The 16,529-nt window shown below is 69.1% G+C and carries 11 protein-coding genes; 8 read left to right on the forward strand and 3 right to left on the reverse strand.

Annotated features, from left to right (window positions below; all coding sequences use genetic code 11):
• The first annotated feature begins 297 nt into the window (after nt 1–297).
• Entirely contained in the window at nt 298–3,639 is a 3,342-nt protein-coding gene (locus tag AOK15_RS20800) for a S8 family peptidase (protein WP_055519069.1), read from the forward strand.
• Between the two features lie 697 nt (nt 3,640–4,336).
• A complete protein-coding gene (locus AOK15_RS20805) occupies nt 4,337–4,933 on the forward strand; it encodes a TetR/AcrR family transcriptional regulator (RefSeq protein WP_157870317.1) in 597 nt (198 codons plus the stop codon).
• A gap of 117 nt (nt 4,934–5,050) precedes the next feature.
• On the opposite strand, the gene AOK15_RS20810 is transcribed toward AOK15_RS20805, so the two are convergent.
• The 3 genes from AOK15_RS20810 to AOK15_RS20820 all read right to left on the reverse strand — a co-directional run bounded on the left by AOK15_RS20810 (nt 5,051) and on the right by AOK15_RS20820 (nt 9,489).
• Nucleotides 5,051–6,364, reverse strand: a complete 1,314-nt coding sequence (locus AOK15_RS20810; RefSeq protein WP_055519073.1) for an MBL fold metallo-hydrolase — start codon at nt 6,362–6,364, stop codon at nt 5,051–5,053.
• A 606-nt stretch (nt 6,365–6,970) separates the two neighbouring features.
• Nucleotides 6,971–7,843, reverse strand: a complete 873-nt coding sequence (locus AOK15_RS20815) for a GDP-L-fucose synthase family protein (RefSeq protein ID WP_420876934.1) — start codon at nt 7,841–7,843, stop codon at nt 6,971–6,973.
• A gap of 110 nt (nt 7,844–7,953) precedes the next feature.
• Entirely contained in the window at nt 7,954–9,489 is a 1,536-nt protein-coding gene (locus tag AOK15_RS20820) for a tyrosine-protein kinase domain-containing protein (RefSeq protein WP_240508519.1), read from the reverse strand.
• A 186-nt stretch (nt 9,490–9,675) separates the two neighbouring features.
• Here AOK15_RS20820 and gmd point away from each other — a divergent pair, with 186 nt between their 5' ends.
• The 6 genes from gmd to AOK15_RS20850 all read left to right on the forward strand — a co-directional run bounded on the left by gmd (nt 9,676) and on the right by AOK15_RS20850 (nt 16,487).
• On the forward strand, nt 9,676–10,710 hold the full coding sequence (gene gmd, locus AOK15_RS20825; RefSeq protein ID WP_055519078.1) for a GDP-mannose 4,6-dehydratase: 1,035 nt from the start codon (nt 9,676–9,678) through the stop codon (nt 10,708–10,710).
• Between the two features lie 49 nt (nt 10,711–10,759).
• Nucleotides 10,760–11,521, forward strand: coding sequence for an FkbM family methyltransferase (locus AOK15_RS20830; RefSeq protein ID WP_055519080.1), 762 nt, complete (start codon nt 10,760–10,762; stop codon nt 11,519–11,521).
• Between the two features lie 271 nt (nt 11,522–11,792).
• A complete protein-coding gene (locus AOK15_RS20835) occupies nt 11,793–13,313 on the forward strand; it encodes a polysaccharide biosynthesis protein (RefSeq protein WP_055519082.1) in 1,521 nt (506 codons plus the stop codon).
• Between the two features lie 55 nt (nt 13,314–13,368).
• Nucleotides 13,369–14,553, forward strand: a complete 1,185-nt coding sequence (locus tag AOK15_RS20840; protein WP_055519084.1) for a ubiquitin family protein — start codon at nt 13,369–13,371, stop codon at nt 14,551–14,553.
• A 1-nt stretch (nt 14,554) separates the two neighbouring features.
• On the forward strand, nt 14,555–15,706 hold the full coding sequence (locus AOK15_RS20845) for a glycosyltransferase (protein WP_055519086.1): 1,152 nt from the start codon (nt 14,555–14,557) through the stop codon (nt 15,704–15,706).
• A gap of 7 nt (nt 15,707–15,713) precedes the next feature.
• Nucleotides 15,714–16,487: a glycosyltransferase gene (locus AOK15_RS20850; protein WP_240508520.1), complete on the forward strand. Its 774-nt coding sequence runs from the start codon at nt 15,714–15,716 to the stop codon at nt 16,485–16,487.
• Nucleotides 16,488–16,529 lie beyond the last annotated feature (42 nt).

Raw genomic sequence — 16,529 nt, forward strand, 5'->3', positions numbered from 1 at the left:
GGCCTGTGACCGACGGCCGGTCCGCAGCCTCGGGTGCGTCGCCGGTGACGCGGGGGTGCTGCGCCGAGGTGGTCAAGCTCAAGGGCACGACGGGCCGTCATCACGCCACAAGCGAAGGGGAAGCCCGAGCGGGCGAGCGAAAGCGAACCCCTGTCCCTTACGAGCCGGCATGAGGAACACCGCGTCAATGGCGAAGCGGGCGGCGGCACATCTACGCCTGACCAGCGGAAAACCGGCGATTACACCCGGGCGACGACCAGTTCCAGACAGCCTCCAGGGGGAGACTTGCGCAGACAAGTGAAAAGAGCGTGCACGGCCACGATCGCCACGGCGGTAGCCGTGGCCGTGGCGGCGGGCATGACCGGCCCGGCGTCGGCGGAGGCCGAGCGTGCAGCCAATGACCCGGCCGGCGCCCCGGCCGTGTGGACCGCGCCCAAGCACCGCATCACCTTGATCACCGGCGACCGTGTCGTCGTCGATGCCAAGGGCCGTGTCATCGGCCTGGAGCGGGCCAAGGGCCGTGAAGGGATACCCGTCCAGATCCGCAAGGCCGAAGGACACACCCTCGTCGTGCCGGCCGACGCCGCGCGGCTGATCGCCACCGGCAAGCTCGACCAGCGGCTCTTCGACGTCACCGAGCTCGACAAGTCGGCCAACCGCAAGGCGCAGAAGCAGGGACTCAAGCTGATCGTCGGCTACCGCGGCGCGGCCGCTGCGGCGAAGGCGGACGTCCGTGACGCAGGTGACACCGAGGTCCGCAGGACTCTCAAGTCGCTGAACGCGGACGCGGTGCTGACGCCCAAGGATGACGCGCCCGACCTGTGGGCCGCCGTCACCGACGCGGGGTTCGACGGCGCGAGGACCGCCTCCGGTGTCGCCCATGTGTGGCTCGACGGGGTCCGAAAGGCCAGCCTCGACAAGTCCGTCCCGCAGATCGGCGCCGGCGAGGCGTGGGCCGCCGGGTACGACGGCAAGGGCGTCAAGATCGCCGTCCTCGACACCGGTGTCGACGGGACCCACGCCGATCTCAAGGGTCAGGTCATCGCCGAGAAGAACTTCTCCACCGCCGCCGACGCGATCGACAGGCACGGCCACGGCACGCACGTGGCGTCCATCGCGGCCGGTACGGGCGCTGCGTCTCCCGCGGGGTCCGCGGGCACGTACAAGGGCGTCGCGCCCGGAGCCAAGCTGCTCAGCGGCAAGGTGCTCGGCGACGACGGCTACGGCGACGACTCCGGCATCATCGCCGGTATGGACTGGGCGGTCGAGCAGGGCGCCGACGTCGTGAACCTCAGCCTGGGCGACGTGGACACTCCCGACATCGATCCGCTTGAGGCCCAGGTCAACAAGTTGTCCAAGGAGAAGGGCACCCTCTTCACGATTGCCGCGGGCAACGACGGGGCCGAGCGGACGATCAACTCCCCGGGCAGCGCGGAAGCCGCGCTCACCGTGGGCGCCGTCGACGACAAGGACAGGCTGGCCGAGCTCTCCAGCATGGGCCCCGGCCTCAATGGACAGATCAAGCCCGACGTGACCGCGCCCGGCGTGGACATCACGGCAGCCTCGGCCCCGGGCAGCGTCATAGCCGAGGAGGTCGGCGAGAAGCCGGCCGGCTACGTGAGCATCTCGGGTACGTCGATGGCGACCCCGCATGTCGCGGGCGCCGCGGCGATCCTGAAGCAGCAGCACCCCGGCTGGACGTACACCCAGCTCAAGGGCGCGCTGACCGGCTCCGCCAAGGGCGGCGCCTACACGCCGTTCCAGCAGGGTTCGGGCCGGATCCAGATCGACAAGGCCATCAAGCAGACCGTGGTCGCCGACCCGTCGTCGGTGAGCTTCGGCCTCCAGCAGTGGCCGCACACCGACGACACGCCGGTCACCGAGAAGGTCACGTACAAGAACCTCGGGACGACCGACGTCACGCTGACCCTCGCGGTGGCGGGCACCGATCCGAAGGGGCAGGCCGCACCGGCCGGCTTCTTCACGCTCGGCGCGAAGACGCTGACCGTCCCGGCGGGCGGCTCGGCCTCCACCGACCTCACGGTCGACACCAGGCTGGGCGGCACGGTCGACGGCGCCTACTCCGCGTACGTGACCGCGACCGGTGGCGGCCAGAGCACACGCACGGCGGCGGCGGTGCAGCGCGAGGTGGAGTCGTACGACGTCACGCTGAAGTTCCTCGGCCGTGACGGCAATCCGGCGAAGTACTACGGCACCAGTCTGGACGGTGTCTCCGGACTGGCACAGGACAAGTGGTACGCGCCCTACGACGAGTCCGGCACCGTCAAGGTCCGTGTTCCCAAGGGCGGTTACATCTTCAACTCGTCCGTCTCCGTCGACCCGGACGACTCCGCCAAGGGCTTCGACTGGGTGACGCAGCCGAAGCTGAGCATCACCAAGAAGGCCACGATCACGGTGGACGCGCGGACCACCAAGCCGGTGGACATCACCGTGCCCGACGCGGCGGCGAAGCCAGAGGCCGCTATGCCGTTGTACACCGTCGGCGTGCCGGACGGCAGCCGCTCGTTCGGCTGGTGGCTGGACTCGTATGCCAACTTCCGTACCGCGCACGCCGGTCCGCAGGTCACCGACGGCACCCTGTACCAGCAGTGGGGCGGTCACTGGACCAAGCCCGCCGAGGAGTACGACACCCTCGCCGGCGGCAAGGTCAAGCAGCTCGCCACCGGCTACACCAAGCACTACAAGGCGAGTGAACTGGCCACGGTGAAGACCGGTCTGGGCGCCTCGTCGAGCGGCAAGAAGGGCGCGATCCACGCCTGGGGCGAGCTGCCCGGCAGTACGAGCACCTTTGTGCCCGAGGTCCAGCAGACGCTGCCCGGCACGCGCACGCTGCGCCTGTCCACCGCGGGCGGGGCGAAGTGGAAACTCGACTTCGAGCAGCACGGCGGGGTCGACGAGTCCGGCTCCCCGATCGTGGAGGCCTTCTACACGCTCGGCACCCCGGGGACCCTCAAGGCCGGCAAGAGCTACGAGAAGACCTTCAACACGGCGGTCTTCGGCCCGCGCGTCGACTCAAACCTCGGTATCTACCGCGAGGGCAACGACATCTACGGCTCCCTGCCGCTGTTCGCCGACGGCCAGACCCACGCCGGCTCCTCGCTCTACTCGTCGGCCACCACGACCCTCTACCGCAACGGCACCAAGGTCGGCTCGAACAGCGACCCGCTGGAAGGGGCGGGCATCTTCACGGTCCCGGCCGACGACGCCGCGTACAAGCTGACCACCTCCGTCAGGCGCAGCGTCAAGGTCGCCGCGGCCTCCACCCGCGTCGACGCCAGCTGGACCTTCCGCTCCAAGAAGGCCGACCTGGCCAAGCTGCCCGCGTCCTCGATCCGCTTCGACGCGGCCGTCGGCCTGGACAGCAGGGCCCCGGCCAACAAGAAGGTCTCCGTCCCGGTGACTGTCCAGGGCTCGGCAGCGGGCTCGAACCTGAAGTCCCTGTCGGTGTACGTGTCGTACGACCACGGCCAGACCTGGAAGAAGGTCACCGTCAAGAACGGCAGGATCGCGGTCACGAACCCGGCCAAGGGCAAGGGGATCTCGTTCCACGCCAAGATCGCCGACAAGAAGGGCAACAAGTCGACGATCTCGATCTACAACGCGTACTACGGGAAGTGACCTGATCCGGTGGATCACCGACAGGTTCGCTGAACGCGCTCATACACGGATGGCCTGCCGGAAGCTCTGATTCCGGCAGGCCATCCGTGTACCCGCGCGTTGCGGAAAAGGAAGGCTTTGTTCGATGAGCAAGGACTTCTTCGTGTGCGGGGGTGATCGCGATGGGGTAGGGGCAGGCAGCGGTCGGCTTGTTGTTGATCGAGGAGGTCGCGATGCCGTCGGTGCTGGGGCTGATGGAACAGCGTGAGGTGCGGGCGAGGCAGGATCTGGAGTCCTGGACGGAGGTCCTGGAGCAGGCTCAGGCGGAGGTGGATGCCGCGCGGGAGCGGGTCGAGCGGGTCCGGGTGGGGCGTGAGGAGCTCGTGTCGGTGCTGGCGCGACGGCGAAGCCGCCCGCCGCAGGCGCCAGGCCGCCGACGACGCACTCGCGCACGAGATCACCGTGCTGCACCTCGCCTCCCGCCGTACCTACGGTGTCCCGCGGGACAGCCCGGCTGTCAACGGCATCGTCACCGGCGCTTCCATGCCGGCCCCGAGAACGCGGGGATGGACCGTACGGTGTCGTCGGTGAGACGAAGGGAATGTGGGCCCCGTGTACCGGAGGGTCGATCCACCGGCTTTTGAGTCGCTGCGCGTTGGAAAGGGAATCCGCTGCGCATGCCTCCTCGGGCTTCCAGCGCGCCATTAGCATGACTGTCATGAGTATCCAGGCGGCGACGGCTCGTGCCGGCTATCACCATGGCGGCCTGCCCGCCGCGCTGCGCGCTGCCGCGATCCAGATCGTCCAGGAGTCCGGGGTGGCGGGCTTCTCCCTCTCGAAGGCCGCCAAGCGGGTGGGTGTCAGCAGCGGAGCGCCCTACCAGCACTATCGCGATGGGGAGGCGCTGCTCGCGGACGTCGCGGTCGAGGGGTACCGCGAGATCCGTGGAGCGATGCGGCAGGTCACCGTGGCCGATCCGGCTGAGCGGCTCGGCGGGCTTGCCGCCGTACAGACACGGTTCGCCCGCGAGCACCCGGCCGTGTTCGCCGTCATGTCTCACTGCGGGCTGGGGCCCGCTACCGACCCGGGACTGGCTGCCGAGGCGGAGCGCACGGTCGCGCTGATCCGTGAGGTCGCGGGTGAGGTTGCCGGAGCGGACGGGTCCCACGAGCTGGCGTTGTCCTGTGTCGCGGTGGCGCAGGGCTTTGCCCAGCTCAGTTCGGACGCCTGTCTCGCGGCGGGTGCGACGGCGGGCCAGATGGCCGACCGGGCGAGAGAAGTTGTCACACTCCTCGCCCGGAGTGCTGCGGCCTGATACCCGGCAGGCTCCGGCGGCCGGTGATGGTCGCGATATCAGTCGGGTGCCTGCGGCTGGCGTACCGATCGTGTGTGCAGGGTTGTCGGGTGTGCGGAGGGGTGTCAGAGGTCCCTGTCAGTTCCCTGGGGTAGGTTTGCCGGCTTCCTGGTGGATGGTGAGGGCGGTCACGGCGCCGGCGGGGGCTCCGCTGTAGACGGCCAGCAGTGCTGCCATGCCTTCCAGTTCTTCCAGGGTGGTCCCGTTGGTGAGGGCGAGCCGGATGTGCGGGCGCAGCCACTCCGGTGCGGAGCCGCCGGCGGCCAGGGCGGCGATGCTGATCAGGCTGCGGTCGCGGGGGGTGAGAACGCCATCACTCCAGGCATCGCCGGTGGCCCGGACGATCTGGCGGGCGACGAGTTCGCCGACCTGTTCGCGCATGGTGGCGAAGACCTGGTCGGCGGGCAGCGCGAGCTCCCGGCCGATGACGTCGAGGCCGGTGGTCCAGCGTCGGCCGGGGCCGTCGGCGAGTTCGGTGTGGACGGCGTCGACCGTGAGAGCCGCGAAGCCTGCGTTGGCCCAGTCGAGACGGCCTTCCGCCATGGAGGCCATGAGGAGCGGCAGGTACTCCTCCAGCGGGGTTCCGGCCTCCTGGGCGGCCTGGACGCCGTCCCGCAGGTCGGTGAGGTAGGTGCGGTAGTCGGAGATCAGGGAGGCGTCGGTGCTGTTGCCGTGGCCGGGTATGACGACCTTCGGGTGCAGCCGTTCCAGGGCACGGAGCAGGTCGAGCCACTTGGCGGAGCCGTTGCCCGCGGATTCGGCCTCCAGCACGGGATGCTGCTTGTTCTCCAGCAGGTCACCGGCGAACATGATCTGCTCGTCGGGAAGGAAGACGATCTGGTCGCCTGCGGTGTGGCCGGGGCCGAAGTGGCGCAGCTGCACGACGCGGCCGCCCAGGTCCAGGTCGAGTGCGCTGTCGTAGACGAGGTCGGGCAGGACCGTCTCGACGTCGGGGAGCAGGCCGGCGAAGTCACCGCCGAGTGCGCGGATGCCCCCCGCGTGGCGTTCACCCTCGGCGAGGAGTTCGTCACGCTGGCTGCGGTTGCAGATGATGGTTGCCTCGTCGGCGAATGCCGGGGCGCCCATCGCGTGCTCGGCGTGGAAGTGGGTGGTCGTGAGGTAGAGCCTGCGGTCGCCCGCGACCTCACGGGCGGCGCTGAGCACCCGCTCGCCGTTGGCCCGGCCCAGCCCGGTGTCGATGACCAGGGCGGAGTGCTCGCCGACGACGATCCCGATGTTGGGGACGAGGAGTTTGCCCTGGTCAGGGATGACGAAGACGCCTCGGGCGATCTCCTCCCGCAGGGTGGTGTCCACCAGGGGTGCCGGGAATTCTCCGAAGGGCGTCGCGTTCATGCGCTCGTGTCCGCAGGTCGCGGAGGGGGCGTCGTTCATGACCTGTCTCCTGTGCGTGTCGTGTGAGGAGCAAGGGGCGCCGGGGCAGACGTCTCGTCTCTACGGACTTCCCCTCAACCAATCTAAGACACTCTTAGATCGGTTGAGGGGAAGCTACCACGGAACATCTGGCCGAGTTCGGCGTGCACCCCGAAGGCCCTGCGCTGATGCGCTCACCATCGCCTTCCCCGGCGTCACACTGTTTCGAGGCTGCCCGCGAACTTGCCTGCGACAGCACGGTCGAGCTGACCTGCCGCGCGTGCTCGGCTCTGGGCCCCGGGCGTTACTGTCCGTGCCGGGGAGCGTCAACGATGTGCCAGGCTCAGCGAGGGGCCGTGGCGCTGCCTGGCCGGTGTTGGCGTAGTAGGCGGCAGCGCTGCGCGTGACAAAGAATGCGGCCACCGCCCCGCCCGTGTAGTGCGCGCGAGGTGCCGTCTGCGCCGTACGGCTCTGGATCCTTCGTATGTGTAGGAACCGGGCGACGGTGTGCTCACCGCGATTCGACTACGCCGAGCGTGCGCTCGAACTGGTCGATCAACACCGCATGAGATGGTCCTCCCGGTCCCGGTCCCGGTGCCGAGCTGGCGCGCGGAGCGGCGCGGTGTGTCACAGGGCAGCGGACGCTCGGTGTTCCACGTACCAGGCGTACGCTTCGGCGATCCCCTCCCGCAGGCCGATACGCGGGGCCCATCCCAGAGTGGTGATCCGGGAGATGTCAAGGACCTTGCGTGGGGTGCCGTCCGGCTGGGCCGCGTCCCACTCGACGGCCCCCTGGTAGCCGACGACCTCTGCCACCAGTTCGGCGGCCTCCCGGATCGTCAGGTCCGTGCCGGTGCCGACATTCACCGATCCGTCCGCGTCGTAGTGCTCCAGCAGGTACAGGCATGCCCGAGCCAGATCATCCACGTGCAGGAACTCCCGGCGAGGTGTTCCGGTACCCCAGTTCACCACTCGCCGTGCCCCTGCCGTACGGGCCTCGTGGAAGCGCCGGATCAGCGATGCCAGGACATGGGAATGCTCGGGGTGAAAGTTGTCGCCGGGGCCGTAGAGGTTGGTCGGCATGGCGGAGATCCAGGGGAGACCGTGCTGCCGCCGCACCGCCTGCACGTGCAGAAGTCCGGCGATCTTGGCGATGGCGTAGGCGTCGTTGGTCGGCTCCAGCGCACCGGTCAGCAGCGCCTCCTCTCGAATGGGCTGGTCGGCGAATTTCGGATAGACGCAGCTGGAGCCCAGGAACAGCAGCCGCTCCACCCCGTGTTCCAGGGCCGCGTCCAGCACGTTGACCTGGATACGCAGGTTGTCGGAGAGGAACTCCGTGGGACGGGCGGCATTCGCCTTGATCCCCCCCACTCGTGCGGCGGCCAGCACCACCACATCCGGCCGGGTCGACGCGAACCAGTCGAGGACGGCACGGCGTTCGCGAAGGTCCAGTTGGGCGGAGCAGGGTCCGACCACGTCGGTGAAGCCCTCCCGCTCCATGTGCCGGCACACCGCGGAACCGACGAGTCCACGGCTTCCGGCCACGAATACGCGCGCGGAGCGATCGAGGGGGCGGTGAGCGTACCCGCAGGGTGCTGAGGCGGGCGAGCTCACCGCTGAGCGCTCCGGTCCGCGGTCATGGAGTGAGGCTCGACGTCGAGTGCCTCCTGTGCGCCGGTGGCCTGGGCATCCTGCTCTCCGCCTGGAGTCGGCACGGCCGGAGCGCCACCGACGGGCGCCGTCTGCCTGCCGCCGCGTAGTTTGGAGAATCGGCCGGCCGTCCGGTGCTGCGGCCGATATTCGTACGTATAGCCGTACGTGCTGCCCTCCTCCTTCGATGACGTCATGTTCAGCACCGTGCCGAGCACGGAAGCGCTGACGTGCTGCAGTGCGCGAAGGGCTGCGCCGACCTGGTCGCGGCTGGTGCGTGAAGCCCGCACCACCAGCAGGTAGCCGTCCACGACGGTGGCGATCACGGACGCGTCCGCCACCGGCAGCACCGGTGCGGTGTCCACCACGACATGGTCGAACTTCTCTGCGAGGCCGCGCAGCACGGCCCTCAACTGGGCGCTGCCCAGCAGCTCGGTGGGATTGGGTGGCACCGAGCCACTGGTCAGCACTGAGAAGGAGCCCACGGACTGCAGCACCTGGTGCACCTCGGCCTGGCCGATCAGCACGGTGGTCAACCCGGCGTCCCGCACCAGACCCAGGACACGGGCAGTGGACGGCCGGCGCAGGTCGGCGTCGACCAGGCACACCGAGGCACCGGTCTCGGCCAGCGCCGCGGCCAGGTTGATCGCGACACTGGTCTTCCCCTCACGAGGCAGCGGGCTGGTTACCGCGATCACCTTCGGCGGCTGGTCCACGTCCACGAACCGCAGACTGGTACGCAGCCGCCGGAAGCCCTCGGCGCGCGGTCCGTGCAAGTCGTCGAGCAGTGCCACGGGATGGCGGGTCGTCCGTGGGTCGTGCGCGACGCTGCCGAGCACGGGAGGGCCACCGGACCCGGCCAGGAGCTCGGTGAGCGTCTGCATGTCGCGTACCGAGCGATCCATCGACTCCCTCGCCACTGCGAAACCGATCCCGAGGACCAGCCCGGCCATCAGCCCGATGGTGAGGTTCACCGCCGGGCGCGGGGAGAAGGGCGCGGTGGGCACGGAGGCCGGTTGGGTGATGCTCAGCCGCACCGGGGACGTCCTCGCGTCGTCCGGGCGCTCAAGGCCGCGGACCACCTCGGCGAAGCGCTTGGCCACAGCGTTGCTGATGCGGGCAGCCCGCTCCGGCCGGGTGTCCGTGACGGTGAGCCGGAGCAGCACCGTGTCGGGCTGCGTGGTCGCGCTGATGCGACGGCTCAGTTGATGCGGCGTCATGTCGAGACCCAGGGCCTCCACGACGTACCGGGACACCAGAGGACTTGCCGCCACCTCCGCGTACGACCGGACCCGAGCCTGGGTGAAGACATTTCCTTGTGCGAGCTGGAGGGTGTCGGACCCCTCCCGCACGGACACGAAGAGCTTCGCAGTGGCCCGGTACTCGGGGTTCGCCGTGTGGGTGATGAGTGCCCCGACCGCCGTTCCGAGCAAGGCCAGCACGGTGATGGCACGCCAGCGGCGAGAGAGGACTCGTAGGTAGTCGCGCAGGTCCAAGACGTCCGTCCCTGATCGGATCAAGTGAGTGCCGCCCTCACCGTACGACACCAGTGGCGAAATGAGTGGTATATGCCTTGAGTCAGGCAAAGATTGCAATGATTGGTATTAAGGCGAATTGACGGGTTTGACTGCCCGGGGGAGGCTGTTCCGCTCATCTGCGTCACCCCGCAGCAAGGAGTGCATGTGACTGTCAAGAAAGCGCTCATCACCGGTATCACCGGCCAGGACGGCTCCTACCTCGCGGAGCTGCTGCTGAAGAAGGGGTATGTGGTGCACGGAATGGTTCGTCGCGCCTCGACCTTCAACACGCAACGCATCGACCATCTCTACCGGGACCCGCACGATCCCGAGGCTCGCATGTTCCTCCACTACGGCGATCTCACTGACGGCACCCGGATCGCCGGCCTCCTGGAGCAGGTCCAGCCGGACGAGGTCTACCACCTGGCGGCCCAGTCCCACGTCCGGGTCTCCTTCGACGAACCGGAGTTCACGGGTGACTGCACCGCGCTCGGAACAACGCGACTGCTGGAGGCCATCAGGACGACGGGCCTTCCCTGCCGCTTCTACCAGGCCTCCAGCTCGGAGATGTTCGGAGCCTCCCTGCCGCCTCAGCACGAGAGGACGCCCTTCCACCCCCGCTCCCCCTACGGTGTCGCCAAGGTCTACGCCTACTGGGCCACCCGCAACTACCGCGAGGCGTACGGGATGTACGCGGTCAACGGCATCCTGTTCAACCACGAGTCCCCCCGCCGCGGCCCCACCTTCGTCACCCGCAAGGTGGCCATGGCCGCCGCACGCATCAAGGCCGGCCTCCAGGACGTCGTCTACCTCGGCAATCTCGACGCCCGACGGGACTGGGGGTACGCGGCCGAGTACGTCGAGGCGATGTGGAGGATGCTGCAACAGGACGAGCCGGACGATTACGTGGTCGCCACCGGCGTCAGCCACAGCGTGCGCGAATTCGTCGAGCACTGCTTCGCCCACGTCGGCCTCGACTGGCGCGACCACGTCCGTTTCGACGACCGCTATCTGCGCCCGTCCGAGATCGACGATCTCGTCGGTGACGCCTCCAAGGCCGCACGCGTCCTGGGCTGGCGGCCGACCGTGCTGGCCCCGGAACTGGCCCGGCTGATGGTGGACGCGGAACTGGACGGGCTCGGGCAGGGTGTCGTGGCCACAGCGTCGCCTTCTCCCGCGCAGGCGCTGGTCGGCCTGTGACCGTCGGAGCGGGCAGAGGCGGCATGAAGAAGGAGGAGGAAGGCGGCAGATGAGTCTGCGACACACGGCCCGCTTGGCGGCCCGTCGCCTGGGCGTCGACTTCGAGCGGTTTCCCGAATGCTCCTCCGACTACCGCTTGGTGCGGCTGTTGCTGCGCGCGGGCATCGACGTGGTCCTCGACGTCGGTGCGAACGGCGGCCAGTACGGAGCGATGCTCCGCCGGTTCGGATATCGGGGGCGCATCGTGTCGTTCGAGCCGTTGCATGGAGCGCTGGAGACCCTGCACCGGTGCACGGCGCGGGACCCCTTGTGGCGGGTCTTCCCCTACGCTCTCGGTGACCGTACGGCCACGGTCACGCTGAATGTGGCGGGCAATGACGGAGCCAGCAGTTCCGTCCTGCCCATGTTGCCGAGGCATGTCCAGGCGTGCCCCAGCGCTCGTTATGTCGGCACGCAGGAAGCCGAACAGCGCCGCTTGGACGAGGTCTGGCCACAGGCGGTGGAGTCGCAGGAACGCGTGTTCCTCAAACTCGATGTGCAGGGTTACGAGGAGTCTGTCCTCGTCGGAGGCGGAGACCGCATCCGGCGTTGCCATGGGCTGCAGATGGAGGTCTCGTCCGTACCTCTGTACGACGGCGGTCTGCTGATCGACCGGGCGATCGAGCTGGCCCAGCGCCGCTACGGATTCACGTTGATGGGGATGGAGCCCTGCTTCATCGATCAGCGGACGGGCCAGGTGCTGCAATACGACGCCGTATTCATGTCCGACCCGTCCCGGTGCGCGAAAGGCGAGGAAGCGGCGCTCCTTTGACGGGATGCGCCGCTTCTCTCAGTCGCTTCTCTCAGTCACATCTCCCTGTCGCTTCTCCCGGCGGTTCGACTGTTCACCGCGCAGTTCCCCGGCCCGCAGGACGGGGCGACGACAAGGTTCTCACCGCTACGGCGGACGCCCTGCGCTGCGGGGGTGCCCCCGTTCGGGGGGCGTGGGCCCGACCTGAGCCGGAAACGGCATGGCAAAGCCGTCTCCGGCCGCCTCTCTATATATTGTGCAAAAATGTGCGATTTCAGACGCGCTTCCGGGCATGGCTGAGCGTCGGCCCAGGGTGCGGATCGGCCTGGCGAAGCGGCTGGTGCGCCCTGCCGGGGAGACAGGGGACACCTCCTATGTCGGCCTGGCGTCCGCCTCCCTGGTGGTCCGGCTGGTGACCCTTCCGCTGACAGGCGCCGCCGGCATCATCTCGGCCCGTATCGTCGTGGACGAGACCGGCGTGGCCGGTTACGCGCTGTTCTCCCTGGTCGTGACGCTTCCTCAGCTGCTTCCCGTCGGGGACCTGGGGATGGGCGCGGCCGTCATGGACGCGTGCGGGCGGCGGGACAGCCTCGGGATCGAGGCCGCGCGCCGGACGATCACCACCAGCGCCCGCAACCTGTTCCTCCTCGGTCTGCTGGTCGTGGCGGTCAGCACAGGGCTGGGCATCTTCGGAGCCTGGCCCGCGCTGCTCGGTGTGCGGGAGAGTGCCGAGGCCAACGCGGCCGCGGTCGTCGCCTTCTGTGTGTTCGGCCTCGGGCTGCCGTTCGGGCTCGGCGGCCGGGTACTCGCGGCGCTGAACCTGAATCACCTGGCCCTGCTGCTGCAAGCCGGCGGAAGTGCCGCAGCGTTGGCGGTCACCGCGCTCGCGGCGCAGTTGCATGGCCCGACGGCGGCGTACTGCGTCGCGGGCTTCGTCGGAATGGGACTGGCAGGCGCCGCCTCCCTCGTGATGGCGGGCCGCGTCCTCGGCCTCCCTCTCCTTCGGGACGTCGTCCTCAGCGCATGGCCCGGCCGTCCGAGTGCCCGCGTCTGGCACTTCGCCGGACCCATGACGGTGGTGGTACTGGCCTCATCGGTCGCCTACTCCTGCGACCGGGTCGTCCTCAGCCATGTCGCCGGCCCGGTCAGCGTCGCGGCGTACTCCGCCGCGGCCCAGCTGTACGGCCCCCTGTTCGGCGCCGTCGGCATGATGGGACTGGCCCTGTGGGGCGCGTACGCGCGCCGCCGGGGATCCGAGGGAGCGGTCACCCCGGCCGACCTGAAGCGAGTGACGGCATTCTTCGCGCTCGTGGGCCTCGGCATGGGGGCGGCCCTGGTCGGCTTCGGTCCGCTGGTCGTCCCCTGGCTGATGTCGGATCGGATCGAGGTGAACACGGGCCTGTTCGTCGCCTTCGCTCTGCTGCTCCTCGGCCATGCGTGCAACTACCCGAACGCGATGCTGCTGACCGATCCCCCGGGGCTGCGAAGACTGGCGGTCTGCTGCTGCGCCGCGGCGGTGGTGAGTACGGCACTGACGATCGTCCTGAGTCGGGAGATCGGTGCGTCCGGTCCGCCCCTCGCGTCCTTCATCGCTCTCGTCGGATGCATCTACCTTCCGGGGCGCCGAATGGTGCGCTCCCGCCTGCACACGGACCGAACCCCGCGTGCGCCCGCCGAACCGGCCTCTGAGAAGTCCAGGATCCTGATCCAGAAGGAGAACCATGGCGCAACCGTCTGCGGGCCCTGCGGCGGACCGGCCGGCGCCCGAATTCCACCCCGGGAACCATCGGAAGCAGGAGACTCCCCTTCCTGAACGGCGTGCGCCGTTCCCGCCGATCCCCCCGCTGGCCACCGTCGTCGGTACGGGCATGGCTGCGGTGCGCTTCACGCTTCCGGGCACTCATCTGTCGGTGTCGGGCCTGGTGGCGGTCGCGGCCGTGACGCTGCCGGGCCTCCAACGCTGGATCATGGCCCGCCGGGAGAACCGGGTCCTGGCGCTCCTCCTGGTCCTCTGGTTCGCCGGTCAGGTGGCGTCGAGCCTGTGTGCGGACGTTCCCGTCGTAGAGGCGGTGCTCAACGCTCTCGTCTTCCCGACCCTGGTGGGCGTGGGTGCCTTCGTCCTGTCACGTCTCGCTCATGGCTCCACCTCCCGCGTCGCGGGCCTCGCCGTGCTCGCCTCCGCCGCCTACTGCGTGTTCCTCACCATCTCTCCGACCGGGTACTTTGAGCAGGACCCATGGAAATACGGGCTGGGAGTCCCGTCCACCATCATCTGCTTCGCCGCCGTCGGTACCCTTCGCCGCAGGGGGCACCCGGTCGCGGCCCTGCTGCTGGTGGCCGGTCTGGCGGCCCTCCATCTGTTCCTCGGATTCCGCAGTCTCGCGGCGATCTGCGCGGTGGCCCTGGCGGTGCTGATCGCCCGGCGGCCGGACCGAAGACTCACCATCGGCCGGGCGGCGCTGACTGCCTGCGTATGTCTGTTCGCCCTATGGCTCTGCGCCACCGCCTACTCAGTCGTCGTCGAACGAGGCTGGCTGGGCCAGGAGCAGTACGACAAACAGCACTACCAGTCACAGGTCCAGGGCGGCTATCTGGTGGCGAGCCGCCCCGAGATGATGATGTCCGCGGAACTCATCACCGAACAGCCCCTGCTCGGCCGTGGCGCCGACGTGGTCGTGTCGCCCCAGGAGCGGCAGGACGTCGTCATGGAACTGTACGAGCGTGGCGTGAACATCTCCCTCGGGCAGCAGCGCCGGCTTTTCGACAACGGCACCAATTCCCATTCCCTCGCCCTCGCTTCCTGGATTCGCGGCGGTGTCCTCGGCTTTCTGCCCTGGCTCTTCATCCTGCTCATGCTCTACCGGACGGTGTTGCGCAGATGGCAGTCGCGCGACCAACTCCTCTACCCTCTGGCCGTCTTCATGACGCTCCTGCTGACCTGGGACTTCTTCTTCTCCCCCTGGGCCCCCGGGTACGAGATCGTGCTCGGGATCGCGTGGAGTGTGGTCCTCGCCGTCGGCCATCCCAACCGGCCCGACGGAACGGAGAGTTGACGTGGCGCAGCGAGTCGCCTGGTACTCCGAGTGGGTGCTGCCGCGTTCGGAGACCTTCGTCGCCCATCAGCTCCGGGCGATGAGCGGCATCGAGACGGCACTTTTCGGCGTGGACCATGTGCCGGGAATGGAGGTGCCCGGGCGGACCTTCGTCCTCGGGCGCGACCGGACGCTCGGATCCGCCGAGGCGCTCGTGTGGAAGTCCGTACGCCGGGCACCCCGGCTGGAGTCGGCCGTACGGGCTTTCCGTCCCGACCTGCTGATCGCCCATCACCTGCAGAACGCCTGGCGGGTCGCCCGCCTCGCCGAGGGGGGCGGCATTCCGCTCGCGGCCATGTGTCACGGCTCCGACCTGCTGAGTATCGGAGGAACCGTCCCGCCCGGGTCCCGAGGTATGCGGCAACTGGCCGCCAACTGGTCGCGCCTGCTGGAGACCGTGCAGCTCTTTCTGCCGGTGTCACGGTTCCTCGGGGAGCGTCTGGTCCGGGCCGGCGCCGCACCGTCACGGGTCGCCGTCCACCACCTCGGGGTGCCGATTCCGGACGGCGCCGACCTGGGCAGCGCCGCGGACCGTTCCGGTGTGCTGTTCGTCGGGCGCCTCGTGGAGAACAAGGGATGCGACCTGCTGCTGCGGGCCGTGGACACGCTCGCGCAGTCCCGGCGGGTGGAGGTGACCGTCGTCGGGGACGGCCCGCAGCGAGCCGGCCTCCAGCGCCAGGCCGATCGGCTGCCACCCGGGGCGGTGGTGCGTTTCCTCGGCGGCGGACTGCCGCATCGCACCGTCTTGGAGCTGATGAAACGCCACCGTGTGGTGTGCATGCCCAGTGTGGAGATCTCCACGGGCGTGTCGGAAGGACTGGGCCTGGTCGCCTGTGAAGCCGCCGCCCACGGACGGCCGGCGGTCGTGTTCGACACGGGTGGTCTCCCGGAGACCGTCGTCCACGGCACGACCGGCCTGGTCGTCCCACAACGAGACGTCCGGCGGCTCGCGGAGGCCCTGGACACCGTGCTGACGGATGACTCGATCGCACACGACATGGGCCTGGCGGCGCGGAGCATGGCGGTCGACAGATTCGACCTCCTGGTCCAGGGCGCCCGGCTCCGTGGACTGCTGTCCGCCCATGGTCTGCTCGCGGTCGAGACGAGGAAGTGAGCTACTGATGACACACCGCAGACCACGTGTTCGCCTGGTGGTGCCGACCACGGGCGGACGCCTGACCTATCTGGAACAGTGCCTGGCCTCGATCGGCCGCCAGGACGAACCGGCCGAGGTGGTGATCGTCGGACCGGCGGCGCCCTCCCCCGCACTGCGTGAACTCGTACGGAGCCATCCGTGCCGATACGCCGCGGAAAGCGGCCGTGGCCTCAGCAACGCGGTCAACCAGGGCTGGACGGACGCCGACACCGACTACCTCGGCTGGCTGGGAGACGACGACCTCCTCACCGAGGGTTCCCTGTCAGCGGCGGTGGGAGAACTCGAACGAACCCCCTCCGCCGCCATGGTGTACGGCAAGGTGGGCGTCATCGACTCCAGCGGGAACGACCTGTACACCATGCGCCCCGGGAGGCTTGCCCCCTGGCTGCTCCCGTACGGCGTGAACTTCGTCTGGCAGCCAGGCTCCTTGTACCGGCGGGCCGCCGTACGGCAGGTCGGCATGCTCGATCCGTCATTGCGCTACACCATGGACTTCGACCTTCATCTACGGCTGCGGGAGTACGGAAGGCTGCGCTATCTTCCGCGTCCGCTGGCCTGCTACCGCTCCCACCCCGACACCCTGACGGCGACGAATCCCGAGCCGTACGGTGAGCGCCGCCAGGTCATGAGCCGCCACCTCGGGCCCGTGGCGGGTGCCCTTCAGGCGTGCTGGTGGCCGGCGGCCAAGGGCGCCGGCCGGGCCCTGGGCGCACTGCAAGTGCGTACCGGCCGCACCTGACACAGCGCGCGACCGGCCCTCTCCAGGTCCGGGGTCCAAGGG

The sequence above is a fragment of the Streptomyces ossamyceticus genome (assembly GCF_001418475.1).
Lineage (GTDB): Bacteria > Actinomycetota > Actinomycetes > Streptomycetales > Streptomycetaceae > Streptomyces > Streptomyces ossamyceticus.